General features: G+C 68.9%; 16 protein-coding genes. All 16 read right to left on the bottom strand.

Translation table 11 applies throughout. The features are described from left to right. Positions 1-12: 12 nt before the first annotated feature. Complete coding sequence (locus ABTX62_RS25355; protein WP_352118364.1) at positions 13-522, bottom strand: flavin reductase family protein; 510 nt, start codon at positions 520-522, stop codon at positions 13-15. A 13-nt stretch (positions 523-535) separates the two neighbouring features. After that, positions 536-2,071, bottom strand: coding sequence for an amino acid adenylation domain-containing protein (locus tag ABTX62_RS25350; RefSeq protein WP_352118363.1), 1,536 nt, complete (start codon positions 2,069-2,071; stop codon positions 536-538). Beyond that, a complete protein-coding gene (locus ABTX62_RS25345) occupies positions 1,981-3,075 on the bottom strand; it encodes a hypothetical protein (RefSeq protein ID WP_352118362.1) in 1,095 nt (364 codons plus the stop codon). The genes ABTX62_RS25350 and ABTX62_RS25345 overlap by 91 nt, the downstream gene beginning before the upstream one ends. Continuing rightward, a complete protein-coding gene (locus ABTX62_RS25340) occupies positions 3,018-3,596 on the bottom strand; it encodes a 4'-phosphopantetheinyl transferase family protein (RefSeq protein WP_352118415.1) in 579 nt (192 codons plus the stop codon). The genes ABTX62_RS25345 and ABTX62_RS25340 overlap by 58 nt, the downstream gene beginning before the upstream one ends. A gap of 104 nt (positions 3,597-3,700) precedes the next feature. Further along, complete coding sequence (locus tag ABTX62_RS25335) at positions 3,701-4,837, bottom strand: acyl-CoA dehydrogenase family protein (protein ID WP_352118361.1); 1,137 nt, start codon at positions 4,835-4,837, stop codon at positions 3,701-3,703. Continuing rightward, positions 4,830-6,032: an acyl-CoA dehydrogenase family protein gene (locus tag ABTX62_RS25330; RefSeq protein WP_352118360.1), complete on the bottom strand. Its 1,203-nt coding sequence runs from the start codon at positions 6,030-6,032 to the stop codon at positions 4,830-4,832. The genes ABTX62_RS25335 and ABTX62_RS25330 overlap by 8 nt, the downstream gene beginning before the upstream one ends. Then, positions 6,032-6,286 (bottom strand): acyl carrier protein, encoded by a 255-nt coding sequence (locus ABTX62_RS25325; RefSeq protein ID WP_352118359.1) that lies wholly within the window; start codon positions 6,284-6,286, stop codon positions 6,032-6,034. Before ABTX62_RS25325 ends, ABTX62_RS25330 begins: the two co-directional genes overlap by 1 nt. Before the next feature lie 23 nt (positions 6,287-6,309). After that, entirely contained in the window at positions 6,310-7,548 is a 1,239-nt protein-coding gene (locus tag ABTX62_RS25320; protein WP_352118358.1) for an alanine racemase, read from the bottom strand. Then, positions 7,541-9,037 carry a class I adenylate-forming enzyme family protein gene (locus tag ABTX62_RS25315; protein ID WP_352118357.1) on the bottom strand — a complete coding sequence of 499 codons (1,497 nt, stop codon included), beginning with the start codon at positions 9,035-9,037 and terminating at the stop codon, positions 7,541-7,543. The genes ABTX62_RS25320 and ABTX62_RS25315 overlap by 8 nt, the downstream gene beginning before the upstream one ends. Before the next feature lies 1 nt (position 9,038). Further along, complete coding sequence (locus ABTX62_RS25310; RefSeq protein WP_352118356.1) at positions 9,039-9,311, bottom strand: hypothetical protein; 273 nt, start codon at positions 9,309-9,311, stop codon at positions 9,039-9,041. Positions 9,312-9,342: 31 nt separating this feature from the next. Beyond that, positions 9,343-10,611, bottom strand: a complete 1,269-nt coding sequence (gene ectB / locus ABTX62_RS25305; protein ID WP_352118355.1) for a diaminobutyrate--2-oxoglutarate transaminase — start codon at positions 10,609-10,611, stop codon at positions 9,343-9,345. Between the two features lie 19 nt (positions 10,612-10,630). After that, entirely contained in the window at positions 10,631-10,963 is a 333-nt protein-coding gene (locus ABTX62_RS25300; RefSeq protein WP_352118354.1) for a hypothetical protein, read from the bottom strand. Positions 10,964-11,196: 233 nt separating this feature from the next. Then, a complete protein-coding gene (locus ABTX62_RS25295) occupies positions 11,197-12,537 on the bottom strand; it encodes a sulfate adenylyltransferase subunit 1 (RefSeq protein ID WP_352118353.1) in 1,341 nt (446 codons plus the stop codon). Continuing rightward, a complete protein-coding gene (gene cysD, locus ABTX62_RS25290) occupies positions 12,537-13,511 on the bottom strand; it encodes a sulfate adenylyltransferase subunit CysD (RefSeq protein ID WP_352118352.1) in 975 nt (324 codons plus the stop codon). The genes ABTX62_RS25295 and cysD overlap by 1 nt, the downstream gene beginning before the upstream one ends. Beyond that, a complete protein-coding gene (gene cysC, locus ABTX62_RS25285; RefSeq protein WP_352118351.1) occupies positions 13,508-14,101 on the bottom strand; it encodes an adenylyl-sulfate kinase in 594 nt (197 codons plus the stop codon). The genes cysD and cysC overlap by 4 nt, the downstream gene beginning before the upstream one ends. A 31-nt stretch (positions 14,102-14,132) precedes the next feature. Next, positions 14,133-15,978 (bottom strand): methyltransferase (locus ABTX62_RS25280; protein WP_352118350.1); only part of this gene is annotated, 1,846 nt, incomplete at its 5' end.

The following is a 15,978-nucleotide window of genomic DNA, read 5'->3' as shown; positions in this document are numbered from 1 at the left end:
GGCGTGAGGCGGTCATGATGTCGCGGGGCCGGGGTGCGTGCGGTGCTGGTGATAAACGAGCGGGGTGTGATCGGTGTGGTGGCTGCTCCAGATGACGCGGCCGACCAGCAGGAGGTGGTCGAGGGCGTGCTGGATTGTCTCGACCGCGCAGACCACACCTACTGCGGTGTCGGTCAGGACGGGCTGTCCGTGGAGCAGGGTGTGCGCCACCCCGTCGAAACGGTGGTGAGGGTCGCCACCGGCGAACTGTTGTGTCAGGGCACGCTGCTGCCAGCTGAGCGCATTGACGGCGAAGGCGCCCCGGCGCTTGATGTGCTGGGCCGTATGGCTGTCGGCGGCCAGGGAGACCAGCATGCTGGGAGGGTCCATCGACAGGGAGAGCACGGCGCTAGCGGTGCATCCGACCGGGCCAGCGTCGGTGGTGGTGGTGATGACCGTGACGGAGGTGGGCAGATGGGCCATGGCGCAGCGGAAGTCCGCCGCGATGTGGAGCGGTTCGTGTTCGCGCAGCGAAGTAGTCACAGTTGTCCCTCGTTCAGGCTCCGGATTTCAGGGCCGCGGTGATCGCGCGGCGGTCCACCTTGCCGTTGGCGTTGAGTGGGAGGGCGGCGAGCTGTGTCACAGTCGAGGGCACCATATAGGCGGGCAGTCGTTGCCGTAGCCGCTCGCAGGCGGAGGAGGAGTCCACTTCTCCGACATAGGCGGCACGCAGCTCCGTCCGCGCGGCAGACCTTTGCACGCTCACCACGATCGCGTCGTGAATCCCCGGCTGCTCGCGAAGCGCTGCCTCAATCTCCCCGAGTTCGATCCGGTAGCCGTGGATCTTCACCTGCTGATCGAGGCGGCCCAGATGGAGAAGCACGCCGTCGTGCCACCGAACACGGTCCCCCGTGCGGTAGTACCAGTTGTTGTCGGGCGCCTGCTGTCGCTGGGAGTGGAACGGGCGAGCATTGCTTGGGTCAACGAAGCGCCCCATGTCGGCCGCGGGGTCGAGATAGCCGGGGAATCGCTGCGGGCCGCGGATGACAAGTTCCCCTTCGTCCGCGCGCCGCAGGTCCTGGTCCAGGACGGCGATGTCGTGACCGGGGTGCGGGGAGCCGATGGGCACTGTGCCGTTGGGCGTGACCGGCCACTCGGCCGGGTCGGCCGGCAGGCGGTACTCGGTGCAGGTGACGGTCATCTCGGTGGGGCCGTACAAGTTGGCAATTTCGCTGTGCGGCGCCGCAGTCTGCCAGGCCCGTGCCTGGGTGAAGGTCAGGGTCTCCCCCGCGAACAAGCTGTGGCGCAAGGTCGGCATGGCCGACGGGGTCAGCTTGCGCAGACGCGAGGCGAGAGAGATCAGGGACGGCACGGAGAACCAGTGGCTCAGCGCCTGATCGTTGACGAAGCGGACAGGGTCCAGCACGTCCTCGCGGCTGGGCACGACGAGCGTGGCCCCGGTGGTCCAGGCGCTGAACATGTCGAACACCGACGGGTCGAAGGTCAGGTCGAAAGTTTGGGAGATCCGACTCCCGGGCCCGATGCCGTAGCGTTCACGCGTGTGCTCGACGTAGGCGGCGACGTTGCGGTGCTGTACAGGGACGCCCTTCGGCGTGCCGGTGGAGCCGGAGGTGAACAGAATGTACGCGAGATCCTCAGGATGAACCGGCGCAGGGGCGAACGGTCCTCCGAGCGTGGCGGAAGACAGAAACTCGCTGTCGAAGCGGATGACAGGGGCTGGCAGCCACTGTCCACCGGCTGATGTGTCGTCGGCTACCACGGCGGTAAGGCCGGCAGCGGAGGCGATGGCCGTGTTGCGCGCGGCGGGGAAGGCCGGGTTGAGGGGAATGACGGTGGCGCCGGACATCTGGATGGCCAGGTAGCCCGAGTAGCTGGTGACGGTCCGGTCAGCCAACAGCCCGACCCTCGCCCCGGGAGATGTCCCTTCGGCCCGGAGAGTCTGAGCAATGTGTTCTGCGGCAGCCTGCAGTTGGGCGTAGGTCAGGCAGTACGGACCGGTGCGCAGTGCCTCATGTTCCGGGTGGTGGAGCGCTGTTCGTCGGAAGTGGTCGTGGACGGGGTGAGTGGCCACAGTTGCTCCTTGTCCTCCTGCCCGAGCAAGCCTCGAGCCTCGGTCTCGGCCGCTGCCAGGTCCCGCAGGGCTGTGTCGATGAGGGAGGTTCGTGGACGGCCGCGACGGGCGGAGTTCACCGCGAAACGCAGCGTCTTGGGCAGGCCGGACCAGCAGGAAAGAGCACGACGCAGAGCTCGTTCCCGCTGCGGGAGCCGCTCCGGACAGGGCGAGGCGAGAAGAAGGCGGTATTTGTACTGGTGATGGCGGGAAGCGGCCCAGAGGTCTTCCAGAACCGCAGGCTCGCCTGCTTGCGCACAGACAGCGTCCAGGTGCTCGACCAGGTAGCCGCTCACGTCGTCCGGGTCGGTGATCCACACGCCGTCTTCCGCCGTGTCGTCGGTGTCCCCCGCCGGCACCCGGGTGAACCACTGACGGGTTCCGACCGGTAAGGCGGGCACAACATGTCCGAACACCTCGCGGCTGCGCCTGCGCTGCACGGGGCTGAAAGCCTCATCCGCGGTGAACAGCGCCGCCATGTCCGGGGGCGACACCCAGCCGCTGAAGGGGACTTGTTCCCGTCCGTTGGGGAACAGGCCGCTGAAGTGATCGTGCAGCTGCCAGAACTCACCTTCCCGGTGCCCGGTTGCCACCAGGAAGTGAGGGGCCGGCTCCTGACCTGGGGGCGCCCAGGGAAGCCGGGCCGCGTCGACTGTGAACAAGACCCGGCCGTGCGCCTCGATCTCGTCAGCGAGTGCCCCCAGTGCCGTGTCAAGCCGTAGCGCGCCCTTCGGTTGGAGCACTGTGCCATCCGACAGCTGGTCGAGGGCGATGGCATGGTGGCGGAACGCGGGAGGCTCAGGCTGGGCGGCAGGCTGGATCGCGAGACGTGCTGAGTACGCGAGACGGGCGGACGCGGTGGGGTCCTCTTCGGCGAGGTAGGCCAGGAGAGCACTGGTGTAGCAGCTCAAGCCTGCATCGGTTGCCGTCGCGTCACAGTTCGTGTCGTCATGTTCGTCGGCCACGTCTCCTCCTTCCTGTCTGTGGATCGGCTGGTATGAGCAAGACACATCGGATACGGGCTGGCCGTGCCCGTCAGGTGCCGCCAGGTGAGACCTCGCCAGTGGCCTTCCCGTGCGCCGACCTCGACTCTGATCCGCCACGGTGCGCCGGCGATGCCGGTACCGGCGGCCTTGCTGCACGCCTCCTGCGCCGTCCAGATGTACGCGAAATGCCGGGGCTGCTCAGCGGGAGGGAGACGACGCAGTGCGGTGGCGGCCGAAGAGGAGCAGCACCGGCGTAGGAGCGCCCGGCTCGGTGGCATGGGGACCTGCACGTCGATGCCGACCGGGTGATCGGCGACAGCGGCAGCGACCGTGTCCCCGCTGTGGGAGATGCTGACCGACAGGCACGGATGTGCGGGCACATGAGGTTGCCCTGTAGCCCGAGTACTCAGAGGTGTGAGCAGGTCGACCCCGAAGTCGCTGAGGAGGAAGCGTGCGAGGGCGCGGCCCGCCAGGTGTTCCCTGGCCCGCCACGCCGGCATCGTGCGCGCCGCCGGGCCGATGTCGGAAGGCTGCAGAACGTCGAGGGCCTCTTCCATGGAAGCGACCGCTACGTACTGTCCTGGGCGTGGGCTGATCGGCGTGATCATGATGCGATGTTTCGTGCGTGCAGCAGGGTTTCGGCGTGGTCGGCGATCAGGTCCCGGAGCGTATGACTGGTGCCGCCGGCGATACCGAACATCGCCGCTTCGGTCCGCAGCTGGTGCAGGCCGTCGCGTTCGAAGGCTTGAGCGCCCTGAAGACGCGCGCAGACGGTCAGGACTCGGTCGAGGGTTTCAGCTCCGGCCGCCTTGAGCAGCGCGGCGGCCGCGGCGGCCGGAGGGGCGTCCGATGCAGGCGCGCACGTCTTCTCGCAGAGGGCGTCGAGACGTTGCTGGTCGAGCAGGGCTGCGGCGAACTCCTGGCGCACCGCGGCGTTGTCCCACTGCGGGGCTCCGGCGATACGGCGCCGGGTGAGCATCTGACGTGTTTGGGCGAGGACACGTGCGGCAAGGGCATTGGCCCACAGACCGCTTGCCAGGCGCTCGGTGTTGATGCGGCGGGCGAAGATCGCGAGCCCTCGTGAGGGCGAGCCGATGAGGTGGTCGGTGGGCAGCCGTACTCCGTCAAAGTGGAGGGAGCCGATGTCGGCGCCACCGAACCACAGGGTGTCGGCCGGTTCCGCCCATACGCCGGGTGCGGTGAGCGGAACGAGCAGGAGGGAGAAGTGGGTGAAGTGCCTCCCTGGACGTCGGCGTGCCAGAACGAGGGCATGGTCGGCGGTGATCGCGTTGACGATCCAGCGTTTGCCTCCGGTGAGGACGAGCGTGTCGCCCTCCTGCTCGATGCGTGTGCTCATGGCGGTCAGGTCCGAGCCGGCGGTGTCACTGTCTGTGGCGGCAAGGGCCAGAGTGAGTCGGCCGGCCGTCGCTTCTGCTGCTGTGCGCCCGGCCAGGCTGTCGGGCGGTGCGTCAAGCAGGAGGGGCAAAGCGGTGGCGGCCTGGACACAGAAGCTGAGCGTGACGCCCAGCGGAAGCACCGCGTCCAAGGCGGTCAGCGTGGTCCGCAGACGCTCGGGGTCGAGTCCCCAACGGCCTTCCATACTACGGTCGTTGTAGAGCGCGCCGACGACGCCGGAGGTGGCGAGCGTCTTCCAGACGTCCCGTGCGTGTGGGCAGGCGTCCGCGCCGAAGGGGAACAGAGCCTCCTGAAGGGCCACGGCAGCAGAGGGAGTCTCAGGCATACGTGACTTCCTGGTCCATGAGGGTCAAAGTGCCGTTGGCCAGCCGGAGCCGGTCGTTGCTGTAGTTCAGTGACGCCGAGCGCAGGTCACGCCAGGCTCGTTCCAGGCACAAGGGCGCGTCGCGCATGTACCCGTGGCGTAGTCCGGCGAGTTCCACGAGTTCGTCCACGGCCGTGAAGCACTGTTCCGAGGCCGTCACCTTGACGGTGTTCAGCAGCGTTTGCACGGCAGGTGCCGCCAGATCGCGGTCGGCCTCCTGGTAGACACACGCGGCATGCTGGATCAGGGCGTGGGTCGTTTCCAGCCGCTGCCGGACGGTGGCGAGGCGGCTGAGCAGCAGTTCGCTTCGCACGTCCCGCCGGCGCCGTTCAGCGGGGCTGCGGAGCCAGGACACCGTGCGGGCCAGAGCGCCGGACGCCGTGCCGAGCCAGCAGGAGGACCAGCCCAGGTGGGCGAGGGGAGCGAAGGTGCGCACCGTGATGTCACGGAAGCCGCCGTGGTCCCCGACGACCTGGTGAGCGGGTACGGCTCCCCGCAGACGCAATGGCCGGCTGTCGGTGCCGCGCATGCCGAGCGGGTTCCAGTGGCCAGTGGGCTCTACGTCGATCTGTGAGCGGTGTGCGTAGATGAGGGACACCTGGTGAGGTGAGGCCGCGTTGGGGGCCTGGGTGGTGATCAGGAAGCCGTCGGCATGCATTCCGCCTGTAACCACCGGCGCCGTCCGGTCGATCTTGAGGTGATTGAGGTCGCCGACGAGGGGGGTGTCGGAGGTGAGGAGGTGCCCGCCGGTAGCGGCTTCCGTGGTGACGGACGCCAGGTAGAGGTCGCCGCGCGCGATGGCGGGGAGCAACTCGTCGCGCAGGCGCCCGGAGCCGTGATGCAGGACGGCGGCGACCTGCTGGCAGTGCATGGCGAAGATCATGCCCACGGACATGCACTCACGCGAGAGGCGGGAGGCGGCCTCCAGCATGTCCGTCAGAGTCCCGCCGAGTCCGCCGTAGGCGGTGGGGACGAGGAGTCCCAGCAGACGGCTTCGGCGGAGTTCGTCCAGGGCTGCGGCTGGGAAGATCGCTTCGTGGTCTGTCCGGGCAGCGTGATCGCGTACGCGGGCCAGGACCACCTCGAGGGAGATGGCCTCGATGGGCTTCACGGTGGTGTCGTGGGCCCGGTGGCCGGGCCGGTCGATGGTGGTCATCACGCTGACGTTCCCGTGCGGGTGCGGGCGTCGCCCACGGCCTGCCAAAGGTGGTCGGCCGTGGAGAAGGTCGTGTCATTGAGCTGATCGTCATCCAGGCTGACACCGTAGAGGTCCTCGATGTCGAACAGCACTTCGATGGCCTGCATGGAGGTCAGGCCGAGGTCACGCAGGGAGGCGTCTGCCTCAAGGGGCTGGTCGGAGGGCAGGAACCGGAGGTGGCGGCGGAGGAGGTCGGTGAAGGAGCTGTCCATGGGTGGAGTCCTTTCGTGACGGTTCAGACGGGTGAGTGGGTGGCGGTGCGGTGTACGCGCAGCCGGCTGCTGTCCACGTGGGCCGTGCCGTCCATGACGACTTCGGCGGGGAGCGGATGTCCTAGGAACAGGACGAGGCTCGCGTGCAGACCGTAGGCGCCGACGTTGGGAACGCTGAGGATGTCACCAGGTGCCATCTCGCCCATCGGAGCGGACCGGGCCCACGTGTCCAAGGGAGTGCAGAGGGGGCCGCACACCATGGTCGGCGTCTGCGACGCATGCTCCATGGCCCCATGGTGGTGCAGTTGCGGCCGGATGGCCGGAACACGGCGCAGGCCCGACATGCCGCCGAGGTGGTGGATTCCGGTGTCCAGGACGAGTACTCGTCGGCCGTGCGCCTGTTTGACGTCGAGGACGCGGGTGTACAGCCGGCCGCATGTGGCGGCGAGGTAGCGTCCTGATTCGAAAGCGATGGCAGGTTGCCCGTGTCGCCAGCCGGGAAAGGCGCTGTCGAGTTTTCGAGCGAGGCGGTCGGCCAGGCTCGGAAAGAGGGGCAGTCGACCCTCGTGCGCGTAGGGGGCTCCAAAGCCGCCCCCCAGATCCAGCGTCCGCAGCGGTGTGCCCAGTAGATCTTGGACACGCTCTGCGGTGTCGATCGCGACGGTGAATTGCTCCACCAGGGCGTCTTCGTCGCTGAGGTTGGTGGCGAGGTAGAGGTGCAGTCCTTCCAAGCGGGCATGGGACTGCCGGGTGATGGCGGCCGCGTCCGCTTCGATGGCTGCGATGTCGGCACCGAAGGGCGAGGGCAGTCCTGTCATCGCCAGTCCGGCTCCGGGAGCGGCGACTTCGGTGTTCACGCGGAGGAGGAAGCGTGCGGTGGTTCCGTTGCGTTGGGCGGCTGTGTTCAGCTGACGGGCGGCGTGAGCGGAGTCCAGGGAGAAGTCCCGGACCCCTGCGGTGAGAGCCGCGTCCAGGTCGCAGTCGCGCTTGCCGGGCCCGGAGAACAGGATGTCCTCCGGTGGGACGCCGGCGGCCAGGGCGTCCTCAAGCTCTCCCACGGAGCTGATTTCCGCGCGGCAGCCGCGTGCGTGCAGTGCGGACACCACGGCCGGGTGGGGATTGGCCTTGAGGGAGTAGTAGAGGGCGCTGGGGGCGGGTAGCTGCGCCCGCAGCTGGTCACAGGCGTCTCGTACGGCCGCCACGTCGTACACGTAGGCGGGGGTGGGTCCTTGGTAGCCGGCTGCGCCGGGGAGGTCAGACACTCGCGGCCTCCCTTGTCAGCTCGGTGAGACGCTTCTTGTCGATCTTTCCGTTCGCGTTTGTCGGCAGGGCCGCCATCCGGCGGCAGGAAGCGGGCACTTTGTGAGCTTCAATCCGCTCGCGCAGCATTTGCAGGACCTCGTGCGGTTCGGCCGTCCCGCTGGTGACCAAGAGGGCATCGGGCCGGTCAGCCGCAGGGAGGAGAACCGCCGCCGTGTCGACGCCAGGGAGCCGGCGGGCTGCCTCCTCGACCTCGATGGCGCTCACCCGGAAACCCTGTTGCTTGTAGACGTCGTCACGGCGCCCGTCGAAGTGGAGGTAACCGTCCTTGTCGACGAAGCCGTAGTCACCGGTGCGCAGTTCGGGGAACAGGCCGTCGCGGTGGACGAAGCGCTCGCTCGTGAGGTCGGGGCGTTTCCAATAGCCGGCCATCACGTGCGGCCCACGAACCGTGATCTCACCCAGGCATCCGGCCGGCAGGCGCTCACCCTCCTCGTCGACGGTGAAGACCTCGGTGCCGTCCAGCGCCCGGCCGACGGTGTCGGGCCGTAGCAGGTCCTCGTCGGGTTCGAGGACGGAGACTCGTTTGCACTCCGTCAGGCCGTACATCAACTGAACTCGCAGGTTCGGCAGCAGCTGCCGCAGACCGGCCAGCACCTCCGCGGGCATCGCTGCTCCGGTATTGGTCATCAGACGGAGTTCGGGCCGCTCTTGAGGCCGGCGCCGCAGGAGGCGCAGCAGTCCTGCGGCCATGGGCGGCACGGCAGGCAGCACTGTGGCCCCTGCCGTCTTCAGGTTCTTCAAGAATCCCGGGCCGGTCTCCGCAGCCGTCGCCAGATGCAGGTGAGCGCCGGCTTCCGCGGCGAGGAACACCTGGTAGAGGCCGTAGTCGAAGGACAGCGGTAGCGGACTGTAGATGACATCGCTGGAGGCGTAGCGAAGGCGCCGGGCGATGGCGCGGGTGGCGAAGAGGACCTGTTCGTGCGTGGACACGACTGCTTTGGGCATGGCCGTGGTGCCCGAGGTGTAGATCAGGCAGACCGGGTCCACGGGCAGGGACGGCGTCACTGCGACGGGTGATCCAGGGGCGGCTGTCGCCTCGCGTGTCAATTGGCTCAGGTTCGCTGTGGAGATGTGCTTGTCCGTGGCCAGGTCGCGGCTGCGGGGGTCGTCGGTGACGAACAGTCGGGGGTCGCTGTCGTTCAGGATGTGCGCGAGAACATCGCCGCGTACCTCCTCGTGGATCACCGAGAAGACAGCTCCCAGTCGGGAGGCGGCGAACAGGAGAGACGGCAGGTGGACGTCGCAGGCGCCGGTCACGACGATGCGGTCCCCGCGCCGCAGGCCGTGATCTCGCAAAACGTGTGCCATGCGGTGGCTGGCCGCGACGAGTCGCTCGTAGCCGAGTGTGCTGTTACCGGCGGTCAGTGCCGGTGGGGCGGCAGCCGTACGCGGCTGGTCCAGCAGATGATGCAGCAGTGTCGTCTCCATGTCAGACCGCCTGTGTGGTGCGGGCTTCAACGGCGCGTGCGGCAAGGTCCGTCAGCCGGTCGAGGTGACGCAAGTTGTCGATGGTGAGGTCGGCTGCGTCGAATGTGACGTCCAGTTCCTGTTCGAGCTCTTCGACAAGGTCGACCATGCGGAAGGAGCTGAAGGTGGGATGAGCCTCCAGGGCGGGCTGGGTGCGCAGTTCGCCTGGCTCCACTTCGAGGATGCGTGCGGCGCGGCTGAGTACGGTGTCACGTAGAGACGTTCGCTCAGGCATGGGACTCCATCAGAGCCGAGTGGTGTGTGGGTCAGGTGGTCTCGCGGACAGCTCGGGCGAGCACGCGCAGTCCGTCGTCCGCTTCACCAACGGTGATGGTGAGGGGCGGCAGAAGCTTGACGACCTCGCCCTGCGGACCGGAGGTTTCCAGCAGCAGTCCAAGTTCAAAGGCACGCCGGCAGACTTCCGCCGCACGTTCCGTGCGGGTGAATTCCACGCCCCAGACCAGGCCGCGGCCCCGGTAGCACGCTCCGTCGGCGGCGTTCTCGTCGCAGAGAGCCAGCAGTGCCTGCTCGATCTGCTCGCCTCGTGCCCTGGTCTGCTTTTCCAACTGGTCGTCGGCCCAGTACGTGTCCAGGGTGGCAGCGGCGGTGACGAAGGCGGGGTTGTTGCCGCGAAAGGTGCCGTTGTGCTCGCCCGGCTCCCAGATGTCCAGCTCCGGCTTGAACAGGGTCAGCGACATCGGCAGGCCGTAGCCGCTGATGGACTTGGACACCGTGACGATGTCGGGGACGATCCCGGCCTCCTCGAAGGAGAAGAAGGCGCCGGTACGGCCGCAGCCCATCTGGATGTCATCGACGATGAGCAGCATGTCCTGACGTGAGCACAGATCGGCGAGCACCCGAAGCCACTCCGGGCGGGCCACGTTGACGCCGCCTTCGCCCTGCACCGTCTCCACGATCACCGCGGCGGGCTTGTTCAGGCCGGAGCCCTGGTCCTCCAGCAGCCGCTCGAACCACAGGAAGTCCGGAACCGTGCCGTCGAAGTAGTTGTCGAACGGCATCGGCGTGCCGTGCACCAGCGGTATGCCGGCGCCGGCCCGCTTGAAGGCGTTGCCGGTGACGGCGAGGGAGCCCAGGGACATCCCGTGGAAGGCGTTGGTGAAGGACACGATCGCCTCGCGCCCCTTCACCTTCCGCGCCAGCTTCAGCGCCGACTCGACGGCGTTGGTGCCGGTCGGGCCCGGGAACATGACCTTGTACGTCAGGTCGCGCGGGCGCAGCACCAGGTTTTGGAAGGACTCCAGGAAGCGGCGCTTGGCGGTGGTGGCCATGTCGAGGCCGTGGGTGACTCCGTCCCGCTCCAGATAGTCGAGCAGCGCCCGTTTCAGCACGGGGTTGTTGTGGCCGTAGTTCAGCGAACCGGCCCCGGAGAAGAAGTCGAGATAGGTATGGCCATCCTCGTCGGTGAGGTGAGTTCCGTGCGCGCCGTCGAACACCGCCGGCCAGTCGCGGCAGTAGCTGCGTACCTCGGATTCCAGGCTCTCGAAGACGCTTAAGGCGGGCGGCATGATGGTCATGCGTACTCCCTGGAGGTCGTCAAGCAGCGGTGGATGGCGCGGAGGTTTCTGACAGGCGCTGGGCCTGCTCCACGTCCTCGTACAGGAGGGACAGCAGCGCCTCGTGCAAGCCCTCAGGAGGTGTGTTGCCACGTCGCAAGCGGCGCACGGCCAGATAGCACTGGCCGGCGAACCTGGCCCAGGCGTCGGCATGGCGGATGAACGGTTCACAAACCTCGCCAGGGACAGTGTGCGTCAGCCACTGCGCGTGCAGGCGGCGCGAACGCGCAAGGAGCCAGCTCTCCAGCAGCAGCGCCTCAGCGGCGGTCGAAGGGTCCTCGCAGTCCTGGTACTTCTGCGCGTAGACGCGCATGAGGTGGCCCGCTTCACTCAGGCTGGAGGCGTTGCGCTGAAGCGTGTGCGCTGTGCCGGGTCGCTGCGGTGTCGTCGCCTCGACCTCGCCGAGGCGCAGGCACTGCCCTGCCAGTCGTTGATATTGCCGAGCCTGCCCCGAACTCGGTCCAGCCACCGTGCACCGGGTGCGCACCGCGGGCGCACCGCGCCTGTGGTGGCCGTACGACCGTGGTGCGCACCCCAGGTCCGCGCTCAGGACCCGCCCAGGCCCTCCCCCGCCATGCCCGCGCTCAGCGTCGTGCCGTCCGACGGATCGATCAGCAGGAAGGAGCCGGTGGAGCGGGACTCCCGGTACGGGTCGAGGGCTATCGGTTCGGCGGTGCGGATCATGACGCGTCCGATGTCGTTGACGACGAGCTGCCCCGGATCCCGGTGCCGGCTCAGGTCGTCCAGAGCCAGCCGGGAGGGGATGGCCTTGACGACCGCCTTGACCGTGCGGGTGGTGTGCCTGAGCAACACCTTGTCGCCCGGCCGCAGCGCGCGGTCGGCGAGATGACAGACGGTGCCTTCCACGTCCTGTGTGACGGCGGGGCCGACGCCGGCCGGCGCGATGAGGTCGCCCCGGGAGATGTCGAGACTGTCCGCGAGGAGCAGGGTCACGGACTGCGGAGCCCTGGCGACATCACTTGCCCGGCCCAGGACGTCGATCCCCGTGATGGTGCTCGTACGGCCGGAGGGAAGGACGGTGACCCGGTCGCCGACGTGCAGCACCCCACGGTCCAGCCGGCCGGCGTACCCCCGGTAGTCGGGAAGGCCGGCGGTCTGCGGCCGTACGACGTACTGCACCGGGAAACGGGCCGCCGCCTCGGTGTCGCGGCTGCCGACGGGGACCGACTCCAGGTGATCGAGCACGGTGGGGCCCGCGTACCAGTCCATGTGTCCGGACGGCTCCACGACGTTGTCGCCGGCCAGCGCGGAGATCGGGACGGCCGTCACCTCGGGGATGCCGAGCAGGGCGGCGTACGCCGTGAACTCGTCGGCGATCCGGGCGAAGACGCTCTCCCGGTGGCCGACGAGGTCCATCTTGTTCACGGCCAGGACCACGTTCGGGACGCGGAGCAGGGCGGCGACGGCGGCGTGCCTGCGGGTCTGCTCGACGACGCCGTTGCGGGCGTCGACCAGCACGACGGCCAGGTCGGCGGTGGAGGCGCCGGTGACCATGTTGCGGGTGTACTGCACATGGCCCGGGGTGTCGGCCAGGATGAACCGGCGGCGCGCGGTGGCGAAGTAGCGGTAGGCCACGTCGATGGTGATGCCCTGCTCGCGCTCGGCCCGCAGCCCGTCCGTGAGGAGCGCCAGGTCGGGGGTGTCCCGGCCGCGGCTCCGCGATACCCGCTCGACGGCTTCGAGTTGGTCGGTGAGGACTGATTTCGAGTCGTGGAGGAGCCGTCCGACGAGCGTGGACTTGCCGTCGTCGACGGAGCCGGCGGTGGCGAGCCGCAGTGTGTCGACCACGGTGGGGACGGATGCCCCCGGCCGATGGGCGAGAGCTGTCGTCGCCAGTTCCGTCGCGCCGATGTCGGTGGTCGTCATCAGAAGTACCCCTCGCGCTTGCGGTCTTCCATCGCGGCTTCGGACAGTTTGTCGTCGGCCCGGGTCGCGCCCCGCTCGGTGAGCCGGGACGCCGCGATCTCGGCGATGACCTGCTCCAGCGTCACCGCGTCCGAGTCGACGGCACCGGTGCACGACATGTCACCCACGGTCCGGTAGCGGATCAGCCGGCGTTCGACCTGCTCGCCATCGGCGGGGCCGCCCCATTCGCCCACCGTCAGCCACATGCCGGCCCGCCGGAACACCTCGCGTTCATGGGCGAAGTAGATCTCGGGCAGCTCGACGCCCTCACGGGCGATGTACTGCCACACGTCCAGCTCGGTCCAGTTGGACAGCGGGAAGACGCGGACGTGTTCACCGGGGGCGTGCCGCCCGTTGTACAGCTGCCACAGTTCGGGACGCTGGCGACGCGGGTCCCACTGCGAGAACTCGTCCCGCAGCGAGAACACCCGCTCCTTGGCGCGGGCCTTCTCCTCGTCCCGGCGGCCGCCGCCGAACACCGCGTCGAACCGGTGCCGCTGTATCGCCTCGGTCAGCGGGACGGTCTGCAACGGGTTGCGCGTCCCGTCGGCACGTTCTCTCAGCACATGCCGGTCGATGTAGTCCTGTACGGACGCCACATGGAGGCGCAACCCATGTGCGGCCACCACACGGTCCCGGTACTCCAGCACTTCCGGGAAGTTGTGTCCCGTATCCACATGCAGCAGCGAGAACGGCACCGGCTCGGGCGCGAACGCCTTCCGGGCGAGGTGCAGCATCACGATGGAGTCCTTGCCGCCGGAGAACAGCAGGACCGGCTTTTCGAACTCCCCCGCGACCTCGCGGAAGATGTGCACCGCCTCCGACTCGAGGACATCCAGGTGAGTCAGCGGCGCGAGGCGCTCCGCACTCGGCCACGCGGTGCGGTCGGCGGCCCCTACGGCGGTGGTTTCCGCGGTCGGCACGACGGTCGTCATACCAGTCTCCTCTCGGCGAGCAGGTCCCACACCGCGTCCGCGGACTCCCCGGGAGTCTGCCGGTGCGCCTGGAGGCGCAGGTCGGGCTGGTCCGGCACCTCGTACGGGTCGTCGATCCCGGTGAGCCCGGACAGCTCGCCGGCCGCCTGCCTGGCGTACAGGCCCTTGACGTCGCGCCGGCCGCACACCTCGACCGGCGTGGCCACATGCACTTCCAGGTACGTGGTGCCGCTCGCCCCGTGCCGCTCCCGCACCGCCTCCCGGCTGTCCGCGTACGGAGCGATCACCGGCACCAGTACCAGGACGCCGTTGCGCGACAGCACTTCGGCCACCAGGCCGATACGCCGGACGTTGGCGTCCCGGTCCTGCCGTGAGAAGCCGAGGCCCGCGGAGAGGAAGCGGCGGATCTCGTCGCCGTCCAGAACCTCCACGCGACGGCCGGCCTCCCGCAGCCGCGCCGCGAGGAGTCGGGCGACGGTGCTCTTGCCGGAGCTGGGCAGGCCGGTCAGCCAGACGGTCGCCCCGCAGTCGCAGCAGGGCGGGCCAGGGGGTGCCGTCGCGCGTTGAATGGTCTCTTGGATCACAGTCATGGTCGTTCTCCTCTTCGGCTCGGCCCGGTTCTCAGGCCTCCACCTCTGCGGGAAGGGACGAGGACGCCGGGGCGGGTGCCGTCCTGGCGCCGCGGTAGCGGTTGCGGTCGGCCCGCCGGACCGGTGTTGGGGTGACCTGTGCGGCCGCCTCCTGGTCGATGTGGGCGGCCAGTTCGGCCACCGTCGGATGCTGGAAGAAGGCACCGAGCCGGACCTCGGCGGAGCAGAGGTCACCGATGCGGGCGGCGACCTTGGTCGCGAGCAGCGAGTGCCCGCCCAGGTCGAAGAAGTTGTCGAGGGCGCCGACGCGGACGACACCGAGGATGTCCGACCACACGGTGGCGATGGCTCGCTCGGTGTCGGTACGCGGGGCGACGTACACTGCGGTGCCCGTCTCCCGTCCGGTGCCCGGCTTCGGCAGGGCCTTGCGGTCGAGCTTCCCGTTGGCGCTCAGGGGCCAGGCGTCCAGGACCAGGAAGTGCCGCGGGATCATGGACGCGGGCAGCCGGGACTGCAGATGACGGCGGAGTTCGGGGACGAGCGAGCTGCGCCAGGCCGCTTCCATCGGGTTGTTGGAGTACGCGCCCCAGCCCTGCTCGGGTGCGGTCCTGGGGAGTTCGCGCACGGGGCGCAGGGCGCGGGCGGCCGAGCGGGTGATCAGGACGTCGAGACGTCCCGGCTGCTCGGGATGGAGGGCCGGTACGACCTGGTAGCCCATCCCGGCCACCAGTGCCTCGAGTTCGGACGGGTCGAGCGTCTTGCCTGTCGGTCCCGCGAGGTCGGCCGCGAGCCGCTCGTCCGTGACCGGCCCGACGACGACGCTCTCGGGCCGCTCGGCACGCAGCCGGGCGGCGAGCTCCGCGACGGGCGCGGCCGGCCAATGCCCGGGCTCGGCACCGGTGACGGCATCCTCGGAGTCCTCGGCATCCTGGGAGTCCTGGGCATCCTGGGAGTGCTCGGGGCCGCCTGCCAGGTGCAGGATCGCGTCGTACCGGTACTTTGTCAGCTCGTTGCGGTGGCCACCCCGCTTGGACAGCAGCGAGACGGTCTCGATCTCCGGCCGGTCAGCGGCCAGCGCCGTGAAGAAGGCGGGGTCGACGACGAGTTCGGCGTCCGCCGCCACCCGGTCGGCGACGGCCTGTTCGAAGGTCTCGGTGCTCTGGTCGGCGTCCTGGCCGTGCGGCTGCGCCCGCTGGAGCGAGGTGTGGAAGGTTCCCAGGAGCGCGTGGTTGCGCACGTCGCCGATGACCACGCTGCCGCCGGGACGCACCACGCGGAGGGCCTTGGTCAGGACCTCGGCCAGATAGTCGGCGTTCGGGAAGTACTGGGCCACCGAGTTGATCAGTACGAGGTCGAAGGCGTCGTCGGGCACCCCGTCGAACTGTTCGGCCGAGCGCTGGAGCAGCTCCACCTCGCCCGAACCCGCGGGCAGCAGAGGCAGTTTCGCCGTCAGGTCACGGACGGCGACCTCGGAGACGTCGGTGCCACGGTAGTAGTCCGTGTGCGGCGCGATCCGGAAGAGCAGCAGTCCGGTGCCGCAGCCGATCTCCAGGACCCGTCGGTGCGGAAGGGCGAGGACCCGCCCGGTGATCGAGTCGACCCACTCGCGCATCTCGTCCGCCCCGAGCGGCTCGCCGGTGTACGAACTGATCCAGCCGGAGATGTCGAAGGTCGGATCGTCGGTCTGCTGCTCGCCGGCCCGGTAGATCTGGTCGAAGACCTCGCTCCACCGGTCGACCTGCGTCTCCTCGCTCTCCGTGCTCTGAGCGGGCAGATCGCGTTCGGTGAGGTAGGCGACGAGTTCCGGGGTGCCGTCCGTGCCGGGCGCGGTGGTGACCAGCGCCTGGTCGACCGCCGGATGACCGGTCAACGCGGCC

The organism is Streptomyces sp. NPDC096046, from assembly GCF_040303285.1.
Taxonomy (GTDB): domain Bacteria; phylum Actinomycetota; class Actinomycetes; order Streptomycetales; family Streptomycetaceae; genus Streptomyces.
Note: the sequence above shows the minus strand (reverse complement) of the source record. Positions and strands in the feature narration are given on the sequence as shown.

Excerpts from the sequence above, each read along its gene's own strand:
- ABTX62_RS25325 (WP_352118359.1), bottom strand. The coding sequence starts at position 6,286 with ATGGACAGCTCCTTCACCGACCTCCTCCGCCGCCACCTCCGGTTCCTG.
- ABTX62_RS25335 (WP_352118361.1), bottom strand. The coding sequence starts at position 4,837 with ATGCCTGAGACTCCCTCTGCTGCCGTGGCCCTTCAGGAGGCTCTGTTC.
- ectB (WP_352118355.1), bottom strand. The coding sequence starts at position 10,611 with ATGACCATCATGCCGCCCGCCTTAAGCGTCTTCGAGAGCCTGGAATCC.
- ABTX62_RS25340 (WP_352118415.1), bottom strand. The coding sequence starts at position 3,596 with ATGCCGGCGTGGCGGGCCAGGGAACACCTGGCGGGCCGCGCCCTCGCA.
- ABTX62_RS25315 (WP_352118357.1), bottom strand. The coding sequence starts at position 9,037 with ATGGAGACGACACTGCTGCATCATCTGCTGGACCAGCCGCGTACGGCT.
- cysD (WP_352118352.1), bottom strand. The coding sequence starts at position 13,511 with ATGACGACCGTCGTGCCGACCGCGGAAACCACCGCCGTAGGGGCCGCC.
- ABTX62_RS25300 (WP_352118354.1), bottom strand. The coding sequence starts at position 10,963 with ATGCGCGTCTACGCGCAGAAGTACCAGGACTGCGAGGACCCTTCGACC.
- ABTX62_RS25295 (WP_352118353.1), bottom strand. The coding sequence starts at position 12,537 with ATGACGACCACCGACATCGGCGCGACGGAACTGGCGACGACAGCTCTC.
- ABTX62_RS25310 (WP_352118356.1), bottom strand. The coding sequence starts at position 9,311 with ATGCCTGAGCGAACGTCTCTACGTGACACCGTACTCAGCCGCGCCGCA.
- ABTX62_RS25330 (WP_352118360.1), bottom strand. The coding sequence starts at position 6,032 with ATGACCACCATCGACCGGCCCGGCCACCGGGCCCACGACACCACCGTG.
- cysC (WP_352118351.1), bottom strand. The coding sequence starts at position 14,101 with ATGACTGTGATCCAAGAGACCATTCAACGCGCGACGGCACCCCCTGGC.